General features: G+C 71.7%; 21 protein-coding genes and 2 pseudogenes. 12 read left to right on the forward strand and 11 right to left on the reverse strand.

The genetic code is table 11. The annotated features are described in order from the left end of the window. Positions 1 to 15: 15 nt before the first annotated feature. The 4 genes from AB0I94_RS07800 to AB0I94_RS07815 form a co-directional block, all read right to left on the reverse strand. Complete coding sequence (locus AB0I94_RS07800) at positions 16 to 372, reverse strand: DUF779 domain-containing protein (protein WP_363308543.1); 357 nt, start codon at positions 370 to 372, stop codon at positions 16 to 18. Positions 373 to 549: 177 nt separating this feature from the next. Continuing rightward, positions 550 to 966, reverse strand: coding sequence for an ATP-binding protein (locus AB0I94_RS07805; RefSeq protein ID WP_363308544.1), 417 nt, complete (start codon positions 964 to 966; stop codon positions 550 to 552). 175 nt (positions 967 to 1141) lie between these two features. Further along, the gene (locus AB0I94_RS07810; RefSeq protein ID WP_363308545.1) at positions 1142 to 1927 is read right to left on the reverse strand and encodes an SAM-dependent methyltransferase; all 786 of its coding nucleotides are present in this window, start codon (positions 1925 to 1927) and stop codon (positions 1142 to 1144) included. Positions 1928 to 2289: 362 nt separating this feature from the next. Further along, entirely contained in the window at positions 2290 to 3141 is an 852-nt protein-coding gene (locus AB0I94_RS07815; RefSeq protein WP_363308546.1) for a LysR family transcriptional regulator, read from the reverse strand. A 202-nt stretch (positions 3142 to 3343) separates the two neighbouring features. Here AB0I94_RS07815 and AB0I94_RS07820 point away from each other — a divergent pair, with 202 nt between their 5' ends. From AB0I94_RS07820 to AB0I94_RS07855, 8 genes are all read left to right on the forward strand, one after another. Further along, positions 3344 to 4156 carry an EamA family transporter gene (locus AB0I94_RS07820; protein WP_363308725.1) on the forward strand — a complete coding sequence of 271 codons (813 nt, stop codon included), beginning with the start codon at positions 3344 to 3346 and terminating at the stop codon, positions 4154 to 4156. A gap of 93 nt (positions 4157 to 4249) precedes the next feature. Further along, entirely contained in the window at positions 4250 to 5221 is a 972-nt protein-coding gene (locus AB0I94_RS07825; RefSeq protein ID WP_363308547.1) for a DMT family transporter, read from the forward strand. Then, a complete protein-coding gene (locus AB0I94_RS07830) occupies positions 5214 to 5471 on the forward strand; it encodes a hypothetical protein (RefSeq protein WP_363308548.1) in 258 nt (85 codons plus the stop codon). The genes AB0I94_RS07825 and AB0I94_RS07830 overlap by 8 nt, the downstream gene beginning before the upstream one ends. Before the next feature lie 124 nt (positions 5472 to 5595). Continuing rightward, positions 5596 to 6099 carry a methylated-DNA--[protein]-cysteine S-methyltransferase gene (locus tag AB0I94_RS07835; RefSeq protein WP_363308549.1) on the forward strand — a complete coding sequence of 168 codons (504 nt, stop codon included), beginning with the start codon at positions 5596 to 5598 and terminating at the stop codon, positions 6097 to 6099. 51 nt (positions 6100 to 6150) lie between these two features. Further along, positions 6151 to 6885 (forward strand): 2OG-Fe(II) oxygenase, encoded by a 735-nt coding sequence (locus tag AB0I94_RS07840; protein WP_363308550.1) that lies wholly within the window; start codon positions 6151 to 6153, stop codon positions 6883 to 6885. Continuing rightward, complete coding sequence (locus AB0I94_RS07845; RefSeq protein ID WP_363308551.1) at positions 6882 to 7184, forward strand: metal-binding protein; 303 nt, start codon at positions 6882 to 6884, stop codon at positions 7182 to 7184. The genes AB0I94_RS07840 and AB0I94_RS07845 overlap by 4 nt, the downstream gene beginning before the upstream one ends. Beyond that, positions 7181 to 7741, forward strand: a complete 561-nt coding sequence (locus AB0I94_RS07850; RefSeq protein WP_363308552.1) for a hypothetical protein — start codon at positions 7181 to 7183, stop codon at positions 7739 to 7741. Before AB0I94_RS07845 ends, AB0I94_RS07850 begins: the two co-directional genes overlap by 4 nt. Then, positions 7738 to 8397 (forward strand): alpha-ketoglutarate-dependent dioxygenase AlkB, encoded by a 660-nt coding sequence (locus AB0I94_RS07855; protein WP_363308553.1) that lies wholly within the window; start codon positions 7738 to 7740, stop codon positions 8395 to 8397. The genes AB0I94_RS07850 and AB0I94_RS07855 overlap by 4 nt, the downstream gene beginning before the upstream one ends. A 22-nt stretch (positions 8398 to 8419) precedes the next feature. On the opposite strand, the gene AB0I94_RS07860 is transcribed toward AB0I94_RS07855, so the two are convergent. Together AB0I94_RS07860 and AB0I94_RS07865 are read right to left on the reverse strand one after the other, a co-directional pair. After that, on the reverse strand, positions 8420 to 9040 hold the full coding sequence (locus AB0I94_RS07860; protein WP_363308554.1) for an L-threonylcarbamoyladenylate synthase: 621 nt from the start codon (positions 9038 to 9040) through the stop codon (positions 8420 to 8422). Positions 9041 to 9144: 104 nt separating this feature from the next. Then, positions 9145 to 9903 carry a protein phosphatase 2C domain-containing protein gene (locus AB0I94_RS07865; RefSeq protein ID WP_363308555.1) on the reverse strand — a complete coding sequence of 253 codons (759 nt, stop codon included), beginning with the start codon at positions 9901 to 9903 and terminating at the stop codon, positions 9145 to 9147. 176 nt (positions 9904 to 10079) lie between these two features. Here AB0I94_RS07865 and AB0I94_RS07870 point away from each other — a divergent pair, with 176 nt between their 5' ends. The 3 genes and pseudogenes from AB0I94_RS07870 to AB0I94_RS07880 form a co-directional block, all read left to right on the forward strand. Beyond that, on the forward strand, positions 10080 to 11036 hold the full coding sequence (locus AB0I94_RS07870; protein WP_363308556.1) for an AraC family transcriptional regulator: 957 nt from the start codon (positions 10080 to 10082) through the stop codon (positions 11034 to 11036). Between the two features lie 173 nt (positions 11037 to 11209). Further along, positions 11210 to 11776 (forward strand): annotated as a pseudogene (locus AB0I94_RS07875) (dioxygenase); the annotation flags it as partial. Positions 11777 to 11796: 20 nt separating this feature from the next. Next, positions 11797 to 12414, forward strand: a pseudogene (locus AB0I94_RS07880) (FG-GAP repeat protein); the annotation flags it as partial. A 91-nt stretch (positions 12415 to 12505) separates the two neighbouring features. On the opposite strand, the gene AB0I94_RS07885 reads toward AB0I94_RS07880, so the two are convergent. Together AB0I94_RS07885 and AB0I94_RS07890 are read right to left on the reverse strand one after the other, a co-directional pair. After that, positions 12506 to 13084, reverse strand: coding sequence for a TIGR04222 domain-containing membrane protein (locus tag AB0I94_RS07885; protein ID WP_363308557.1), 579 nt, complete (start codon positions 13082 to 13084; stop codon positions 12506 to 12508). Between the two features lie 379 nt (positions 13085 to 13463). Next, positions 13464 to 14054 carry a sigma-70 family RNA polymerase sigma factor gene (locus AB0I94_RS07890; protein WP_363308558.1) on the reverse strand — a complete coding sequence of 197 codons (591 nt, stop codon included), beginning with the start codon at positions 14052 to 14054 and terminating at the stop codon, positions 13464 to 13466. A 154-nt stretch (positions 14055 to 14208) separates the two neighbouring features. Here AB0I94_RS07890 and AB0I94_RS07895 point away from each other — a divergent pair, with 154 nt between their 5' ends. Beyond that, positions 14209 to 15240, forward strand: a complete 1032-nt coding sequence (locus AB0I94_RS07895; RefSeq protein ID WP_363308559.1) for a MerR family transcriptional regulator — start codon at positions 14209 to 14211, stop codon at positions 15238 to 15240. 12 nt (positions 15241 to 15252) lie between these two features. Here the strand turns inward: AB0I94_RS07895 and AB0I94_RS07900 are convergent, their stop codons facing one another. From AB0I94_RS07900 to AB0I94_RS07910, 3 genes are read right to left on the reverse strand one after another with little or no spacing between them, the layout of a single operon-like run. After that, positions 15253 to 16299 (reverse strand): iron-containing redox enzyme family protein, encoded by a 1047-nt coding sequence (locus AB0I94_RS07900; protein ID WP_363308560.1) that lies wholly within the window; start codon positions 16297 to 16299, stop codon positions 15253 to 15255. Next, positions 16289 to 16636, reverse strand: a complete 348-nt coding sequence (locus AB0I94_RS07905) for a CDGSH iron-sulfur domain-containing protein (protein WP_363308561.1) — start codon at positions 16634 to 16636, stop codon at positions 16289 to 16291. The genes AB0I94_RS07900 and AB0I94_RS07905 overlap by 11 nt, the downstream gene beginning before the upstream one ends. Further along, positions 16620 to 17300, reverse strand: a complete 681-nt coding sequence (locus tag AB0I94_RS07910; RefSeq protein WP_363308562.1) for a HemK2/MTQ2 family protein methyltransferase — start codon at positions 17298 to 17300, stop codon at positions 16620 to 16622. The genes AB0I94_RS07905 and AB0I94_RS07910 overlap by 17 nt, the downstream gene beginning before the upstream one ends. Between the last annotated feature and the right edge of the window lie 174 nt (positions 17301 to 17474).

A 17474-nucleotide genomic window follows, 5' to 3' on the forward strand; every position in this document is an offset into this window, starting at 1 on the left:
GTGCAGGGCCGGTGGCTAGGTGCCGACCAGACGGGAACGGATGAGGAAACGTACGCCTTCCGGGGCTTCGAGGGAGAAGCCGCTGCCCCGGCCGGGCACGACGTCCACGATCAGCCGCGTGTGGCTCCACACGTCGTACTGGCTCTTCGACATCCAGAAGGAGATCGGTTCCGCCACGCCCTCGACGGTCAGCGAGGCCAGGCACACATCGGAGCCTCCGGTGCGGAACTCACCCTCCGGATAGCACATGGGCGCACTGCCGTCGCAGCATCCGCCGGACTGATGGAACATCAGGGGGCCGTGGGTCTCCCACAGCCGCCGCACCAGATCGGCGGCGGCAGGGGTCAGCTCCACGCGCGGAGTATCGGTCATGGGCTGCCGCTCCTTGGTCGCCGTCACCGGGCCGCCGTCGAGGCGGTGCCCCAGTCGACTACGGGCGAGGTTGCGAGGACGTTGCGGCCGAGGCCGGGGGCCACCGCGCCGTCTGCGGCGGGCGTCGCCCGAACGGCCCTAGGTGTGCTGTTCGGGCGGATCTCCACCAGAAGGGCGCTAGGTGAGCACCGCCCGGACGGCCTTGCCGCGCCGGCCGCTGCCGATCACCTCAAGGCGCGCGGCGAGATGCCGCACCATCGCGAGGCCACGACCGCTGTCCCGCTCGGTGCTCGGCTTGAGCACGCGTGGGCCTTCGGGGCTCGCGTCGTGGACCTCGACGGTCACGTGGTCCTCGGAGACCTCGAGGCGCAGACGGCAGGGGCTGTGGCCGTGCTGGGTGGCGTTGGCGACGAGTTCGGAGACGATCAGCGTGGCATCGTCCACCTGTTCGGCGTCCACTTCCGTCAGAGGCCGCCGGTGCCGGGTGAGGAACGCGGAGGTCAACTTCCGCGCCCGACCGGCCGATGCGGCTTCCTGCGGCAGTGCGTATTCCACGCGGGCGATGTGCCGATGGGCGCGCTGGTGCGCACGCATGGCGACTCACTTCCCTCCCCTGGACGACCGGCATGCTCTCGACGACATCCGCTCACCGGGGCCGCGACGTGTCTTGCGCGGCCGATCCTGCCCCACGGTGATGCCCGCCCCCGCTGATCGCCAACCAAGCTCCTGGGTATGGAGGTATGGAGGGACGAGCGCGCCTGCCGGCGTCTCAGGGAATGCGCGCCACAGCGGCGTAGATCCCGCTGCCCTCCGCGTCCGGCCGCGCCGTGCCCTTGAACCACTGTGTGGCTGTCACCAGGCCGGGCTCGACGAGGTCGAGGCCGTCGAAGAAGCGGGCCACCTCGGCACGGTTGCGGAAGCCGAGCTTGATGCCGCCCTTCGCGTACTCGGCGGTGACCTGCTCGGCCAGCTCCGGGTAGATGTCGGACGAGGCGTGCGAGAGCACCAGGTGGCTGCCGGAGGGCAGGGCGTCCACCAGGGTGTTCACGATGCCGTACGGGTCCTGGTCCTCGGACAGGAAGTGCATGAGCGCGATGAGGGAGAGCGCGATCGGGCGATCGAAGTCGAGGAGGCCGCGGGCGTGCGCGAGGATCTCCAGCGGCTCGCGGACGTCCGACTCGATGTAGTCGGTCATCCCCTCGGGGCTGCTGACCAGCAGGGCTTCCGCATGGCGCAGCACGATGGGGTCGTTGTCGGTGTAGACGACCCGCGCCGACGGCACGATCTCCTGGACGATCTGGTGCAGGTTCGGCGCGGTCGGGATTCCGGTGCCTATGTCGAGGAACTGGTCCACGCCCTGGGTGGCGAGCCAGGCGGTCGCGCGGTTCATGAACGCGCGGTTCTGCCGCGCGGCGTCCTTCGCCTCGGGCGGCAGCTTCTCGCCCACGGCCTCGTCGACGGGGTAGTTGTCCTTGCCGCCGAGCAGCCAGTCGTAGACGCGCGCGGGATGCGGCTTGCTGGTGTCGATCGTCGGCCTGGGCACACCTGCGGTCATGACGCACTCCGGTTGCTGCTGAGAGACGCTTGGATCGCCGCAGTCTGCCACAGCAACACCGCCTCGGGCACGGGGTGTTGAGGGCGGTGGGCCCGGCCGCCGCGTGCGGCGGTGTGTGGGGGTGCGCGCGAGCGATGAACGGGGGAGGACAGTCACACCCCGTGTGGGCGAGTTCGTCGGCGACCGCGCCGTGCGGGTCCGTCGCCACCGGGTCATGTCGTGGCCGGCGCTCCATGGCGGCTGAACCGACAGGACGATTGGCGCGACAGGCACGGCCCTGGCAGCACCGCATTCAAGGGGCCCGGCAGCGAGCAGGTGGCGGGCGGCCCCGGTCTGCAGCTCGGCACCGACGGTCCGCCGCCTCATCTGCGGTAGAGATCGCTCAGGAGCGCCACGGCGGCGTGCGTCATGGGGTGCGGGTCGTGGCGGCGCCAGACGAGATGGACGGCGATGGGGTCGGCGTCGCGCAGCGGGCGGAACACGATGCCGTCGCGGCGGTACTGGTTGGCGGTGCTCTCCGGGGTGAGGCCGACGCACCGGCCCGACGCGATGACGGCCAGCCAGTCGTCGATGTCCTGGGTGTACTCCACCGGGGGGCGGGCCTCCTCGGGCCACAGCTCGGCGGTGGTGGTGCCGGTGCGCCGGTCGATGAGCAGCGTCCGGTCTCGTATGTCGGCCAGGGGCACGGAGCGGCGCTTGGCCCAGGGGTCGTCGCTCGCCAGGGCGCAGAAGCGCCGCTCGTGACCGACGACGGCGCTGGCGAAGCGGGTCTCGTCGAAGGCGGTACGGACGACGGCGAGGTCGCACAGGCCCTCGGCGAGGCCGCCGGTCGCGGAGTTCGTCCGGACCAAGTACAGCTCGACGTCGGGGTGCCCGGCGGCCCAGCGGCGCTGGAACTCCGCCGTGTGGCGGCCCATCGCCGACCAGGCGTGGCCGATGCGCAGCCGGGTGTGCCCGGTGGTCGCCTCCCGGATCAGGTCGTCGGCCTCCGCGAGCAGGTGCCGGGCCCGGGCGAGCACCTGCACTCCGGCGGTCGTCGGCGTGATGCTCCGGCTGGTGCGGTGCAGCAGCCGCACTCCGAGCACTTCCTCCAGGCCGCCCAGTGTGCGGGAGACGGCCGCTTGGGAGACACCCAACTCGGCGGCTGCGTCGGTGAAGCCGCCGGTGTCGACGATGGCGACCAGGCAGCGCAGATGCCGCAGCTCCAGATTCATGACCCTCAGTGTATGGAGACCAAACCACATCGATAACCAGACCGTATGGATGGGTCCTCGCATGCATTTTTCGTATGCGCGTGAGTGACGCATCCTGCGGAGCATGCGAACGCTTCAGAGCCAAGCCGTGCCCGCAGCCGTCCATGACCTCCCGGACAGTTCGAGCGATCCGGCGCGCAGCTCGCGCGGGCGCCTCACGGGCATGGCGATGATGTTCGGCAGCGGCCTGTCCAACCAGGTCGGCGCCGCCACGGGCGCGTTGGCGTTCGGCGTCATCGGCCCTGCCGGCGTCGTGGCCGTGCGGCAGTGGGTCGCGGGAGTCGTCCTGCTGGCGGTGGGCAGGCCCAAGGTGCTCACCTTCACCTGGCGCCAGTGGTGGCCGCTGCTGTGTCTGGCGGCGGTCTTCGCCACCATGAACCTCTCCCTGTACACCGCGATCGACCGCGTGGGCCTCGGCCTCGCGGTGACCCTGGAGTTCCTGGGACCGCTGACGGTCGCGCTGGCCGCCTCCCGCCGTGCGGTGGACCTCGGCTGCGCGGTCGTGGCGGGGGCCGCGGTGGTCGCGCTGGCCCGCCCGCAGCCCAGTACGGACTACGTGGGCATCGGACTCGGTCTGCTCGCCGCGGCCTGCTGGGCCTCGTACATCCTGCTCAACCGCACGGTCGGCGTCCGCCTCCCGGGTGTCGAGGGTTCGGCCGCCGCCGCGGGAATCTCCGGGCTCCTCTACCTGCCGGTCGGCATCGTGGTGCTCGCCCACCACCCGCCGACGGCCGCCGCCCTGGCGTGCGCGGCCACCGCCGGCATCCTCTCCTCCGCGGTCCCGTTCCTCGCCGACCTGCTCGCGCTGCGCCGGGTCGACGCCCGCTTCTTCGGGATCTTCATGAGCGTCAACCCGGTCCTCGCGGCCCTGGTGGGCATGGTCGTCCTTGGGCAGGCTCTGGGCTGGGTGGAGTGGCTGGCCATCGCGGCGATCGTGACGGCGAACGGGGTCAGCGTCCTGGGACGCCGAATGTAGCTCAGCTTAACGAAGGTTAAAAACTCTTTGCTTGTCCTTTCGGGTCGGCGGCGGCATCGTTCCCTGACAACGGCCCGAACAAGGAGAACAACAGTGAACGGCGTCCCCGGACGGACATGGGCAGCGGCCAGGGTCGGTGTACTCGCCCTCCTCTGGGGTTCGACCTTCCTCTGGATCGAACTGGCCCTTGAGGGCCTGTCCCCCGTGCAGGTCACGCTCCTGCGCTGCGCCCTCGGGGCGGCCACCTTGACGGCCGTGCTCTTCGGCACACGCCACCGCCTCCCACGGGGCCGCGCGACGTGGAAGCACATCGCCATCGCCGCCTTCTTCTGCAACGCCTTGCCCTTCGGGCTGTTCAGCGTCGGGCAGCAGACGGTCGACTCCGGGGTGGCAGGGGCGCTGAACGCGACGACTCCGCTGTGGTCGGTCCTGATCGGCCTCGGCATCGGCACGGAACGAGGGCTGCGCCCCGTCCGCCTGGCCGGGCTCCTCCTCGGATTCGCGGGTACGTCGCTGATCTTCGCCCCGTGGCAGCAGTCGGGGCTGACGAGTTGGGGCGCCCTCGCGATCGTGGGCGCGGCGGCGAGCTACGCCGTCGGCTTCACGTACATGGGGCACCACCTCGTCGGCAAGGGCATGCCCACCCTGTCCCTCTCCGCCGCCCAGCTCATGGCGGCGACGGGCCTGACGGCGCTGGCCCTGCCGATGGGCGGCCTTGAGCCGATCGACGTGGCCCCCACGACCCTGGTCGCCGTCGCCGTCCTGGGGGTCTTCGCCACCGGCGTCACTTTCCACCTCACCTACCGGATCATCGCGGACGAGGGCGCGACCAACGCCGCGACCGTCGGGTATTTGTTGCCGGTGGTCTCCGTGGCACTGGGCGCCATCGTGCTGGACGAGGCCTTCAGTCTCCGGGTGGCCGCGGGGATGGCGGTCGTACTCATCGGAGTGAGCATGACGCGCCGCCAGAAGCGGACTGAGGTCGCACCTCCGATGGAGTACCCGGCGGCCTCGGGTCGTCCGTCTGGTGTGCGGCTTCCGCGGGTACATTCCCCGCATGACTGATGCCGTGGACGCCGACGAACTGCTGCGCCGCATCCAACGAGCCCGTGCCTGGGCCCAGCAGGAGGAGCAGCACTGGAAGACACAGTCCGACAAGTCGGAGAAGGAGGATCCGAACGAAGCGCTGGGAGCGGAGATCTTCGCCTGCGCGTACGAAGCGGTCCGTAAGGTCTTGGACGAGGTCATCGAGCCGGGGATCAACGACCGCGACCAGGGCGTGACCGGAGGCGGAGACGGCAGAGCATCCGAGTAATCCTCGGCGCCGCCCCTCGGTGCCAGCGCGACGTCCGATTCCCGCCAGCATCCGTTTCCGCCCCGCCCCACTGTTGAGGGCGGAAGGAAAGCGAAGCGAGGCAGGGAAGAAGAGGGAGGTCGCCATGACCGTCTACACCACCGTCACCAGTCCGCTCGGTCAGCTGCTGCTTGTGGGCGAGCCGGGCCCGAGGGGCGTCTCCTTGACGTCGCTGTCCATGACCGGGCAGAAGAACGCGCCCGCGGTGCGCGGTGGCTGGACCCGTGATCCCGATCGCTTCACGGGGGTCGCCCGGCAGCTCTCCGACTACTTCGCCGGTGAACTCACCGCCTTCGACGTGGAGTTTACCCCGAGCGGCACCGACTTCCAGCGGCTCGTCTGGAGCGCCCTGGAGGAGATCCCGTACGGCTCCACGACCACCTACGGCGAACTCGCCGGCCGCATCGGCGTGGAGCGCGGACGGATCCAGGCCGTGGGCGCCGCGATCGGAGCGAACCCCCTGCTTCTCGTACGCCCCTGCCACCGCGTCATCGGCGCGGACGGCTCCCTGCGGGGCTACGCGGGCAGCGTGGAGCGCAAGGTCCAGCTCCTCACGCATGAGGGCGCCCTGCAACCCACCCTCCTGTGACCCGCACGCTCACGAAGGTGTGACCCGCACGCTCACGAAGGGCCCCTCATCATGACCGACACAGCTCGCCCGACGGCCACCCGCGTCGGCGAACGCGTCGCGGCGGCAGACTGGGACGCCCTGGCCGCCGAGCTCGACGAACACGGCCACGCCCTCACCGGGCAGCTCCTGGCCCCCGATGCCTGCCGCGAGATCGCCGCCCTGTACGACGAGACCGACCGCTTCCGCGCCACCATCGACATGGCCCGCTACCGCTTCGGCTCCGGCCAGTACCGCTACTTCACCCACGAACTACCGCAAACGGTCAGGGAGTTGCGCGAGGCGTTCTATCCCCGGCTGCTTCCCGTCGCCCGCGACTGGGCCGCGAGGCTCGGCAAACCAGCCCCCTGGCCCGACAGCCTGGGGGAGTGGGTGGAGATGTGCCACGCGGCCGGGCAGGTCAAGCCCGCCCAGATCCTGCTCCGTTACGGCCCCGGCGACTGGAACGCCCTGCACCGCGACGTCTTCGGCGACATGCTCTTCCCGCTCCAGGTCGTCATCGGGCTCGACGCCCCGGGCGTCGATTTCACCGGCGGTGAGTTCCTCATGACCGAGCAGCGCCCCCGCGCCCAGTCACGCGGCTCGGCCATGGCCCTGCCGCAGGGCCACGGGCTCGTCTTCACGACCCGCGACCGGCCCGTGGCTTCCAGGCGCGGCTGGTCGACCGGGCCGATGCGGCACGGCGTGAGCACCGTCCGCTCCGGGCGCAGGCACACGCTCGGCCTGGTCTTCCACGACGCGGCGTGAACCCCTCGCAGACCGGAGGGCCGGGCCCGCGCACGTACACGCTGTGCGGTCCCGACGGAAAGCCGTACTCGAGCGACACGCCGGGCGCCCTGGGCGGGCACCGCCGCGGGCGCCTGTACGGCCGCCTCGACTGCCCCTCCGCACTGCGGGCCGTCGCCCGCGGTCCGTACGCCACCCACCGGGTGTTCTTCCCCGACGAGGCCACCGCGATCACGGCCGGACACCGCCCCTGTGCGGTCTGCCTGCCCGCTCAGTACGCTCGCTGGAAAGCAGACCGAGAAAGCACCGGCACACCATGAGCATCCTCAAGGAACGGGAAGCCTCCCGCTCACCCCTCGTCGGCGCCGCCGAGTCGGCCGCCCACGCGGACCTGCCCGCGCCCGCCGCGCACACCGAGGCCGAACTCGCCGCCATCGTCGGCCTGTTGACGCTTCCGGAAGCGCGGATCGAGACCGTCTCGGTAGGTCACAGCCGCGACGCGGCATCCCGAGCCGCCGCCGAATCCTTCACCACCGCGTGGACGGCCCGTGGCGGCACGGTCCTCGCCACGGTGAGCTGGCCCGAGACCGCCGCCTCCTGGCTGCGCCCCGCGCACCGGCTGACCGCTGAGCTCCCGGACGCCTGGGTGATGGCCGCCGCCCCCCTCGGGTTCGCCCAGCTCGCCCGCCGCCTGCGCCACTCCACCGACTGGGACCCGGCCCGCACCTACGCCTTCGCCTCCCTGCGGGACTCCAGGGTCCCCGCGCTCGCGGGCGCCGACGTCCACGGTCTGCGCGGCGCCACCGCCGAAGGCGGCACCTGGGACGTATGCCACCGCTGGGTCACCACCCGACTGCCCGCGGAGGCGACAGCGTGAGCGCCCTGATCCCCCGCCCCACCACGGAGATCGCCCCCGGGGCGGTGCACGTGCCGCAGTGGCTCACCCTGGACCAGCAGCGCGAACTGGTCACGGCGTGCCGCGGCTGGGCCACCGGACCGGTGCCGATCCGCCACACCGAGCTGCCGCGCGGCGGGGTCATGTCCGTGCGCACGGTGTGCGTCGGCTGGCACTGGCAGCCGTACCGGTACACGCGGACCGCCGGTGACGTGAACGGTCGTCGGGTCGCCCCGTTCCCGGACTGGATGGTCGCACTCGGCCGCCGGGCGCTCACGGCGGCGTACGGAGACGCGGCGGCGGCAGCCGACTACACACCGGACACGGCGTTGATCAACTTCTATGACGGGCAGGCCAGGATGGGCATGCACCAGGACAAGGACGAGCGGTCATCGGCCCCGGTGGTGTCCTTGTCCATCGGCGACACCTGCGTCTTCCGCGTGGGCAACACGCAGACGCGCACCAAGCCGTACACCGACATCGAACTGGCCTCGGGCGACCTGTTCGTCTTCGGCGGCCCCTCGCGCCACATCTTCCACGGGGTGCCCAAGGTCCACGAAGGCACCGGGGACCCCGCCACCGGCCTGGCCTCGGGCCGCCTGAACATCACGATGCGGGTCACCGGCCTCATCGGCTGACCAGGCGGCCCGAGCCGCGCGGCTATTCGAAGCGCGAGGTGTCGCCCGCCCCGCGGCGCACGATCTCGGCCTCGCCACCGGAGAAGTCGATGACCGTGGTCGGGCTCGTGCCGCAGTCGCCCGAGTCGACCACGGCGTCCACCACGTGGTCGAGGCGTTCCTTGATCTCCCAGCCCTGGGTCAGCGGCTCCTCCTCGTCGGGCAGGAGCAGAGTGCTGGAGAGCAGCGGCTCACCGAGCTCGGTGAGCAGGGCCTGCGTGACGACGTGGTCGGGAATCCGGACGCCGACCGTCTTCTTCTTCTGGTGCAGGAGCTGGCGCGGCACCTCCTTCGTCGCGGGCAGGATGAAGGTGTAGCTGCCCGGCGTGGCCGCCTTGATCGCACGGAACACGTCGTTGTCGACGTGCACGAACTGACCCAGCTGCGCGAAGTTCTGGCACACCAGGGTGAAGTGGTGGCGATCGTCGAGGTTCCGGATCTTGCGGATCCGGTCGAGACCGTCGCGGTTGCCGAGCTGGCATCCGAGCGCGAAGCAGGAGTCCGTCGGATACGCGATCAGCGCACCGGAGCGGATGCTGTCGGCCACGGAGTTGATGCTGCGCTGCTGCGGGTTGTCGGGGTGCACGTCAAAATACTTCGCCATCCGCCGAGCGTACGTGATCGCCTCAGCGGTCCCTGGTTCCTCAGCCGCCGAGGATGGTTCCTGGGCGCCGCACCTCCAGTTCCCGGGCGCCGCACCTTGAGCCGTCAGTCGTCGGCGACGACCGTGATCAGGGCGAGCGTGACGTTGTCCGGGCCTCCGGCGTCGATGGCGGCCTTCCACAGCTCGAAGACGGCCCGGCCTCCGTCGTGGGCCGCGAGCACCTCGGCCAGGGTCTCCTCGGGCACGGGATCGGTCAGGCCGTCGGAGCACACCAGGAAACGTTCACCCCCGACGAGCGGCGACGTGCTGACGTGCGGTGTGATGGCGGTGAACCGCAGCGCGCCACCGAGCGCCTGCGTGACGATCGACGTGGTGCGCCGGCCGGGAGCGGGCGGCGGGCTGTCGTCGACGCTCAGCCGGCGCAGCGCGCCGTTCACGCCGCCGAGGCCCACGCCGAGCACTCTGCTGTCACCGACGTTGAACACCAGCACTTCTTTCCCGAGGAGAACGACACCCGCGACCGTCGTCCCCATGGTCGTCAGCTCCGGGTCGCGTTCGGCGGCCTCGTACACGGCCTGATTGCAGGCGTTCAGTGCGTCGTGTACGGCCTGTTCGCTGTCCAGCGAGGGCCCGAGCGCCGCCAGCCGCCGTACGACGAGGCCGCTGGCCACCTCGCCGCCCGGCTGACCGCCGATACCGTCGGCGACCGCGACGACGAGAGGATTGCCGAGCGGGAACCCCAAGGTCTGCGGGTTCTCGGTCATCGTCCCGCACAGCGTCCACGGGCCGACGGCCAGGCTGTCCTCGTTGTGGTCGCGCACGAGCCCCGGGTGGCTCAGCGCGGTGACTGTGATGTAGGGCATCCGTGGGCCGCCTCTCCGCAACGGCGGGCGTGTTCCGCACCACCATTGTCACGCCGTCAGCCGCTCCCGGCTCAGTGGCGGACCGTGGCCGCCCCCTGCCCGCCGGTGACCGGGCGTGCCATGGTGGGGGAGTCGGCTGGTCTGGACCAGCTTCGGTCGTGGTGAGGAGCGTTCGCATGCGCGGCACAACGGTCTTGCCCGGTGAGGGGAACAGTGGGCTGCCCGGGGAGGAGGGCGTGCCGACGCACCGCCTGGAAGTGCCCATGCCCAACGCGCTTCCGTTCGCCATCGGCACGTTCGACACCATCGGGCCGATGTCGCGTGCGTCGTTCCCGCACCGCCACACCTTCCACGAGATCGTCCACGTCACCGGCGGCACCGGCAGGCACGTCGTCGACCTGACCGGCTTCGCCCTGAGGCCGCCGAACCTGTGCTTCATCGCCCCCGGTCAGGTGCACCACTGGGAGGACGTCACCGGCCTGGAAGGGAGTGTCATCCTCTTCACCGACGACTTCCTCCTGGACCATCCCGCGGACCGGCACGCGCTGCGGGGGCTCGGGCGGCGCTCCTGGCTCGAACTCCCCGACGAGGCGGCCGACCGGACCGCGCGCCTCGTCGCCGACCTCGACGGTGAGTACCGCGCGGGAGCCGACGGGTTCCAGGGCGTGCTGCGGGCCCTGCTGCACGTCCTGGTGGTGCGGGCCGCGCGGCTCCCCGCACACCATCCGGCGGCGGCCCCGCCCGTCCCGCGCACCCGGCCCGGCTCCGTCGCCGCGCGGTTCATGACCCTGCTCGGCGGCCCGGACGGCTCCCTGGGGTCCGTGCGCGCGTGCGCGCGGCAGCTGGGCGTCTGTGAGAGCTACCTCAGCGAGGCGGTGAAGGAGTCCACCGGCCGCACGCCGGGCGAGCTGATCCGGCAGGCACGGGTGCACGAGGCCAAACGCCTGCTGCTGCGTACGGAGTTGTCGGTCCGTCAGGTGGCCGCCCGGGTCGGCTTCGGGGACCCCGCCTACTTCTGTCGCTTCTTCCGCCGCGAGACCGGTGCGAGCCCCGGAGACTTCCGGCGCGGCGGCGGCGATATTCACCACGACCACCGACTTGAGTCCATCGCGCGGGCCCGGCCGCCCGCATAGCTTCGGAGCCGATCCGGAACTCACCCCACCCCCCTTCAGGAGGAGCGATGGAGCGCGAGAACGACACGACCGGGACCGGCGTACCTGACGACGGAAGCGGCCCGTCCGGGGATCACCGCGACAGCGGAGGCCCCAGCCGCAAGACCGTCCTGAGAGCGGCCGCCGCGGTGGGCATGTCCCTGCCCGTGGCCCTCATGGGGGTCCCCGCCCTGGCCCGGACGGCGGGCGAACGAGGGGTCGCGCCGGAGGCGACCCCGGCCTGCGACGACGGTGACGACCCCACGCCGCCGCAGATGGAGGGTCCGTACTTCAAACCCAACTCGCCCCGGCGCACCTCGCTCCTCCAGCCAGGCACTCCGGGCGTACGGCTCACCGTCACCGGCTACGTCTTCGGGCGCGCCTGCCGGCCCATACCCCGGGTCCTGATGGACTTCTGGCAGGCCGACACCTACGGAACGTACGACAACACGGGGTACCGCTTCCGGGGACACCAATTCACCGACGCGAACGGCGCGTTCAGGCTCACCACGATCGTGCCCGGCCTCTATCCGGGCCGCACCCGGCATCTGCACGTCAAGGTGCAGGCCCCGGGGCGCCCGGTCCTGACGACCCAGCTGTACTTCCCCGGTGAACCGCGCAACAACACCGACCCGATCTTCGACGCCCGGCTGCTCATGAACGTACGCACGGTCGGAAACGCGAAGGAGGCGGACTTCGACTTCGTCCTGAACGTGCCGCAGTAGCCCTGACCGCGAGACGGCTGAGCGGCAAGGGGCGCCGTACCGGCGACGTCAACGGCGACCACTACGACGACCTGGTGGTCGGCGAGAGCGGCAACGGCGAGAGCGATGCCAAGGTCATGGTCGCCCACGGCTCGGCGGACGGCCTGAAGCCGGACGTCCAGGAGTTCGACCAGGATCTGCCCGGCATCCCCGGTGCGGAGGAAGAAGGCGACCGCTTCGGCAGCTCCGTCTCCGTCGCCGACGTGACGGGCGACGGCTACGCGGACATCGCGCTCGGCGTGGTCGGCGAGGACATCAAGGCCGTCGGTGACGCGGGCGCCGTCGTCCTCGTGCACGGAAGCGCGAACGGCGTGACCGGCACCGGCGCCCAGGCCTTCCACCAGCACACGGCGGGCGTCCCCGGAGTCGCCGAGACCGACGACCAGTTCGGGGCGGCCACGGCGCTGCTCGACGTCACGGGTGACGGACACCGCGACCTCGCGGTGTCCTCCGCACGGGAGAACGCCCAGGCGGGCGCGGTCTGGTGGCTGCGCGGTACGTCCACCGGCCTGACCGCCACGGACTCCGTCGCCTTCGGCCCCAAGGACGTCGGCGCCCCGGACGTGGCGGCGATCTTCGGAAGTACCCTGCGCTAGGCGCGGCGCGGAGCAGTCCAAGTACGGGCCCGCGGGCGCGGCATGACGGGGCGTCATCCGGGCCCGCGGGCCCGCGTCGTGCACCGCCCCGTCAGTCGCCTCCGCCTCCACCACCTGCGCAGCTGGAGCCGGAGTCCGCGTGGTCCGATTCGCGGTCCAGGGCATGGCCCATCCGGATCATGGCCCGGCCGAGACCGGACGGAACGTACTGCGCTTCCGTGACGGCGCGTCGGACCGTGCCCTGCGGGAGTACCTGGGGCCCCGCGCACACGTACGCCGCCAGGGTCCCGTCCTCTTCGGCCGTCTGGAGCCGCTGCTTGCCGACCCGGGTCAGCTGGTGCCGGGACCTGGTCACCAAACCCCACTCCGCGAGCCGGGCGCCGATCTCCTCCACCTCGGGAGACTCGCGCAACTCCGCGCACACCGAAGCCGTTCCCCGGCTCTGCGGACACGCCGCGATCAGGGCGCGCTCGACCGGATGCTCGGGCGTCTCCTCGCCCAAGGCGCACACCCGTGACGCCCTGAGCCTGAGCAGCCCGCGCTCGGCGAGTCCGATCACCGCGCACTCCACCACACGGCGCGGCCCACCCGCCAGCCAGGCGATGTCGTACACGTCAAGGGCTTGTCGTGCTGCCGCCGCCGTCGTGGCCCGCCTGAAGTACACCCGCATGCCCCCACCCCCTTCACAACCCCGTCTTTCGGCTGTGGTGCCCGACGGCGGAGGCGCGCACCCCTCTCCCTCGTCCCTTCAGAGCGAAACTTGAGGGTTCCGGCACCTCCCGCCTCTCTGGGCGGCTACCGCCCCACGGCGATCCACGGGAGGAGCGGGCGACTGTGGGTGGCGCCACCGACACATGCGCCACCCACAGTCCGCTCGGCCACCGTCTCGGGGGTGACGGCGACAGCCTCAGCGGCACCGACTCCGCTGAGGCCGAACAGGAAGCAGGGTCCGGGCGGTCCTGCCGACCTCAGGCTCAATGACGTGACGACGAGCTACAGACTGCTTCCGTCGCGACCGGGCGCTTGGATGCACCCGGGCCCGAAATTCTTCAGCAGCCCTCCTCCGCGTCCTCCAGGCGCAGGCGCAGGCTGCGGATGCCGCGCCGGGCATGGCTCTTCACCGTGCCCAGCGGCCATCCGGTGCGCTCCGCGATCTGCGGGTGGGTCAGGTCCTCGTAGAACGACAGACGCAACACCGTCCGCTGGGGGGCAGGGAGCCTCGCCATCTCCTGTGCCAGCAGCGTCCGGTCGACCGTGGAGTCCATGCCCTTGAGGGCATCGTGATCCATCATGGCGTACTGCGCCACCGCACCCTCGACGAGCGCCGCCCGCCGGGTGCGCGCGCTGAGCGCGTCCGCGATCCTGCGCCGGGCGATGCCCGTCAACCAGGCCGCGGGACTGCCGAGTTCGGGGCGGTAGCGGGACCGGCCGCGCCATGCGGCGAAGAACACCTGCTGCGTGATGTCCTCCGCCTCACGGCTGTCGCCGAGCGCGCGCTGGGCCAGGGCGTGCACCAGCGGCCCCCACCGGCGGTACACCGCCGCGAGGCTCGCCTCGTCCCCACCGGCGAGGCCTCGGGCCAGGTCTGTGATCCCCTCCCTGTCGGGGGCTCGCACCGGCTGTGGCACCACTGTGCTCATCAGTGTGTCGTCAGCTCCCTCCGGCGATCGCAAGCGCCGTAAGAACGAACGGAAACGGGCAGTCGCGCCGTGACGTCGGACGCGATCCGGTCATCCTGGAAACAGCTGCTCCGGCACGGCAACTCGCATCGGTTGTGCGTCGTATCGTGGCCGGATGAGCGAGGGACAACGCCGCGGCCAGGACAGCGAGTCGGCGAGCACCGCGGTCACCACCGGTGCCCTGGCGCGGCGACTGGGGGTGTCACCGACGACGCTGCGGACCTGGGACCGCAGGTACGGTCTCGGCCCTGCCCGGCGCGATCCCGGCCACCACCGCCGCTGGTCCGAGCGGGACGTCGCCATGGTCGAGGAGATGGGCCGCCTCACCTCCTCAGGGGTGCCGCCGGCCGAGGCCGCCCATCAGGCGCTCAAGCTGCTCGACCCCGACGCGGCCTCCGGGGCCGCGCCCGGCCCGGCCGCCGTGCCGCGGCCCAGGCGCCCCGCACGCCGGGCACCCTCGTCCCCTGACACGTTCGTTCGCCGGCAACGGGGCCTGTCACGCGCCGCCGTGCGGCTCGACGCGCCCACCGTGCAGGACCTGCTGACCGACGCGGTGGAGAGCCACAGCCTGGTCACCGCGTGGCAGGAGGTGATGGTGCCGGCGCTGCACGCGGTGGGCCGCAAATGGGAAGAGGCCGGCGACCGCTATGTGGAGGTCGAGCACCTGCTGTCCTGGCACGTCTCCCGCACCCTGCACCGTTGCGCCACGGCGCCGACCACTGCGGACACGCCGAGCGCGCCCACTGCGAGCGCGCCCCTCGTGTTGGCCTGCGTACCGGGCGAACAACACTCGCTCCCGCTGGAGGCACTCAGCGCGGCACTGGGTGAGTTCGGTGTCCCGCAGCGCATGTTCGGCGCGGCGGTGCCGGTCGAGGCGGTCTCGGCCGCCGTGCGCAGGACAGGCCCTGCCGTAGTGGTCCTGTGGGCCCAGGCCCGCTCGACCGCGAGCGTCCCGCTGGCCCGGCACATCGCCGAGATCCGGTGGGGGGTGCGTGGTGCCCGCGGGCGTCCCGCCGTGATGCTGGCAGGGCCCGGCTGGGCGGGTCCGGCGGTGCGCGGTGCGCTGCGGCCCGCCAGCCTGCGGGAGGCTCTTGTCCAGATCGGCAGGGTACGCGGGGAGACGCCGACCGGCCGCGGGACAGTCTGACGCCCCGGGCAGTCAGACCGTTGCCACCAACGGCGTGCGCAGAGCGCTGCGTCCGTCGCGCCATGCGGCCAGGAGCCGTGCCCCGAGGCGGTCCTCCAGGAAGCCCGTGGCCTTGATGCCGAAGACGACGTCAGGCTCCAGGCCGGGTTCGCTCGCGAGCAGGCCGCCGATCACGTCGCGGCGCACCACCTGCTCATGAACGGCGTCGGCCTCCACGTGCTCGTCGTAGAACCGCTCGGCCGCCTTGCCGGCGCCGCTCCTGCGCATGGCCTTGGCCAGCCGTCGCGAGCCCGGGGACGAGGTCACCTCGACGGCGGCGAAGTGACCGACCAGCGCGCCGCGCAGCGCCCGGTGCAGGCCGAACAGGGACATCAGGTTGACCGTCGCGAGCGCCGTGCCCGGGGCGGCGTCGAGATAGTGCCCGTACGCGGTCTCCAGCGAGAGGTCCTCCATGAGGTCGGCGAAGAGCCGGGCGTGGATGTCCTCGGCGCGTCCGGCACCGAACTCGTCGAACTCGATGGCCACCATGCCCGCCTTGGCCCGGCCGTGCAGCCGCGGGATCACCCAGGCGTGCGGATCGGCCTCCTTGAGGTGGTACAGCGAACGCAGCGCCGCGTACTCCCTGAGCTGCCACAACTCGCCGTCGCGTTGCAGGTGGTGGCTGACACTGGTGGGGCAGTGGCCGATCGGTTCCACCAGCAGTCCGCCCAGGGCGCCTTCGGCGCTGTCCGTGGAGCGGCAGTCGGCGCGCAGGGCGCCGAGGAAGCGTCCTTCGAGCGCGCGGCGCAGTCCCAGCAGCTCGGGGTCCCATTCGAGGTCCTCGTGGACTCCGTCGAAGCCTTGGTAGTGCAACTCGTAGAGCGTGTAGAGAGCGAGCTGGAGGTCGTCTCCATAAGGGTCGGCGTCGTGCGTGTCGCGGGGCAGCGGCCCCGGACTCCCGCCCGCACGCAGGGTGGTGATCACGAGCTCGGACAGTGGGCCGCGGGGCTCGGGCAGAGCGGGGCTCGTGCGGCGCGACTCGCGGACACCCTCGCAGAGCGTCTGGTTCTCAGCGGTCATCGGGTGCTTCCTCCCCCTTGGTGTGCTCGGTGTCCTCGGCGTTGTCGAGGTTCTCAGCCTTCTCGGCGTTCTCGGCGTGCTCGGCGTTCTGGGCGTTCTGGGTCTTCACGCGGCGGCGGTGGCTGGTGTCGCACCACGGGTAGGTGCGACTGCGGCGGCAGGTGCAGATCGCGGTGGTGAAGCGCCGGGAGGCGATGACGCTGCCGTCCTCAGCGACGACTTCGACAGGGCCCTCGACGAGCAGCGGCCCCTCGGGGTCGATCGTGACGCGGCGCGGCCGTGGGTCGCGTGGCCGATGGTCCGTCGCGGTCGGCGCGGGTTCAGGTGCGTTCGGCACGGATGACCACCAGTTCTTCCAGTTCCTCGTCGCCCAGCAGCCCTTGCCTGCGCAGGAAGGCCCGGCGTGAGCGCAGGACGGGCCCGAACGGTATGAGGGCGCGGTCGGTGACCGTGGCCTCCAGACCGGCCTTGGAGAGCCGCGACAGTGTGGTGTCGGTGTCGCACAGCGCCGAGTGGACCATGAGCAGCACACCTCCGGGGCGCAGCACCGCGGGCGCCGCGTCGCAGATGCGGTCGACCAACGCGCGGCCGTCCCGCCCAGCGTCCCAGGAACGGGCCGGGCCACGCCGTGGCAGCCGGTAGGAAGCGGAGGGCACATACGGGGGATTGCTCGCCACCAGGTCGTAGGTCCGCCCGGGCACGGCGGCCGTGAGGTCGCCCCGCAGGACGGTGATGCGCTGACGTGCCGCCAGTGCGTTGAGACGGGCGGTCAGGACGGCACGCCGGGCGATGTCCACCGCGGTCACGTTGGCGCCGAGCCGCGCCGCGTGGACGGCCAGCGCGCCACTGCCGGTGCCCAGGTCCAGTACGTCCGTGCCGGGGCCTATGGCCTCGCCGCACAGGGCGCGAGCGAGGAGACCGGTGTCGTCCTGCGGTGCGTAGACCCCGGGGAGGGTCAGCAGGCGTCCCGGGGACGCACCCGCGGTTGTATCGGCGACCATCACGCACCTCCGATGGGTGAGGGGCCGGCGGGACGTTGCGTTTCCTTGCCCGGCCCTCTCACCACACTCCGCTGTTCCCGCACCTGCCACCACTCGGGTGGTGACACACAGTGACGAGTCGGGCCGACCGGGTGTCTCTCTGACCTCATGGGTTCCTCGGTTGCTCGGGGCTCG

It is taken from the genome of Streptomyces sp. NPDC050147 (assembly GCF_040660195.1).
In the GTDB taxonomy this organism is placed as follows: Bacteria; Actinomycetota; Actinomycetes; order Streptomycetales; family Streptomycetaceae; genus Streptomyces.

Bases quoted from the DNA above. Each gene is read 5' to 3' on its own strand.
- AB0I94_RS07890 (WP_363308558.1), bottom strand. From the start codon at position 14,054: ATGAGCACAGTGGTGCCACAGCCGGTGCGAGCCCCCGACAGGGAGGGG.
- AB0I94_RS07835 (WP_363308549.1), top strand. From the start codon at position 5,596: ATGACCGTCTACACCACCGTCACCAGTCCGCTCGGTCAGCTGCTGCTT.
- AB0I94_RS07860 (WP_363308554.1), bottom strand. From the start codon at position 9,040: ATGGCGAAGTATTTTGACGTGCACCCCGACAACCCGCAGCAGCGCAGC.
- AB0I94_RS07895 (WP_363308559.1), top strand. From the start codon at position 14,209: ATGAGCGAGGGACAACGCCGCGGCCAGGACAGCGAGTCGGCGAGCACC.
- AB0I94_RS07815 (WP_363308546.1), bottom strand. From the start codon at position 3,141: ATGAATCTGGAGCTGCGGCATCTGCGCTGCCTGGTCGCCATCGTCGAC.
- AB0I94_RS07910 (WP_363308562.1), bottom strand. From the start codon at position 17,300: ATGGTCGCCGATACAACCGCGGGTGCGTCCCCGGGACGCCTGCTGACC.
- AB0I94_RS07870 (WP_363308556.1), top strand. From the start codon at position 10,080: ATGCGCGGCACAACGGTCTTGCCCGGTGAGGGGAACAGTGGGCTGCCC.
- AB0I94_RS07820 (WP_363308725.1), top strand. From the start codon at position 3,344: ATGGCGATGATGTTCGGCAGCGGCCTGTCCAACCAGGTCGGCGCCGCC.
- AB0I94_RS07850 (WP_363308552.1), top strand. From the start codon at position 7,181: ATGAGCATCCTCAAGGAACGGGAAGCCTCCCGCTCACCCCTCGTCGGC.
- AB0I94_RS07840 (WP_363308550.1), top strand. From the start codon at position 6,151: ATGACCGACACAGCTCGCCCGACGGCCACCCGCGTCGGCGAACGCGTC.
- AB0I94_RS07830 (WP_363308548.1), top strand. From the start codon at position 5,214: ATGACTGATGCCGTGGACGCCGACGAACTGCTGCGCCGCATCCAACGA.
- AB0I94_RS07900 (WP_363308560.1), bottom strand. From the start codon at position 16,299: ATGACCGCTGAGAACCAGACGCTCTGCGAGGGTGTCCGCGAGTCGCGC.
- AB0I94_RS07885 (WP_363308557.1), bottom strand. From the start codon at position 13,084: ATGCGGGTGTACTTCAGGCGGGCCACGACGGCGGCGGCAGCACGACAA.
- AB0I94_RS07810 (WP_363308545.1), bottom strand. From the start codon at position 1,927: ATGACCGCAGGTGTGCCCAGGCCGACGATCGACACCAGCAAGCCGCAT.
- AB0I94_RS07800 (WP_363308543.1), bottom strand. From the start codon at position 372: ATGACCGATACTCCGCGCGTGGAGCTGACCCCTGCCGCCGCCGATCTG.
- AB0I94_RS07805 (WP_363308544.1), bottom strand. From the start codon at position 966: ATGCGTGCGCACCAGCGCGCCCATCGGCACATCGCCCGCGTGGAATAC.
- AB0I94_RS07865 (WP_363308555.1), bottom strand. From the start codon at position 9,903: ATGCCCTACATCACAGTCACCGCGCTGAGCCACCCGGGGCTCGTGCGC.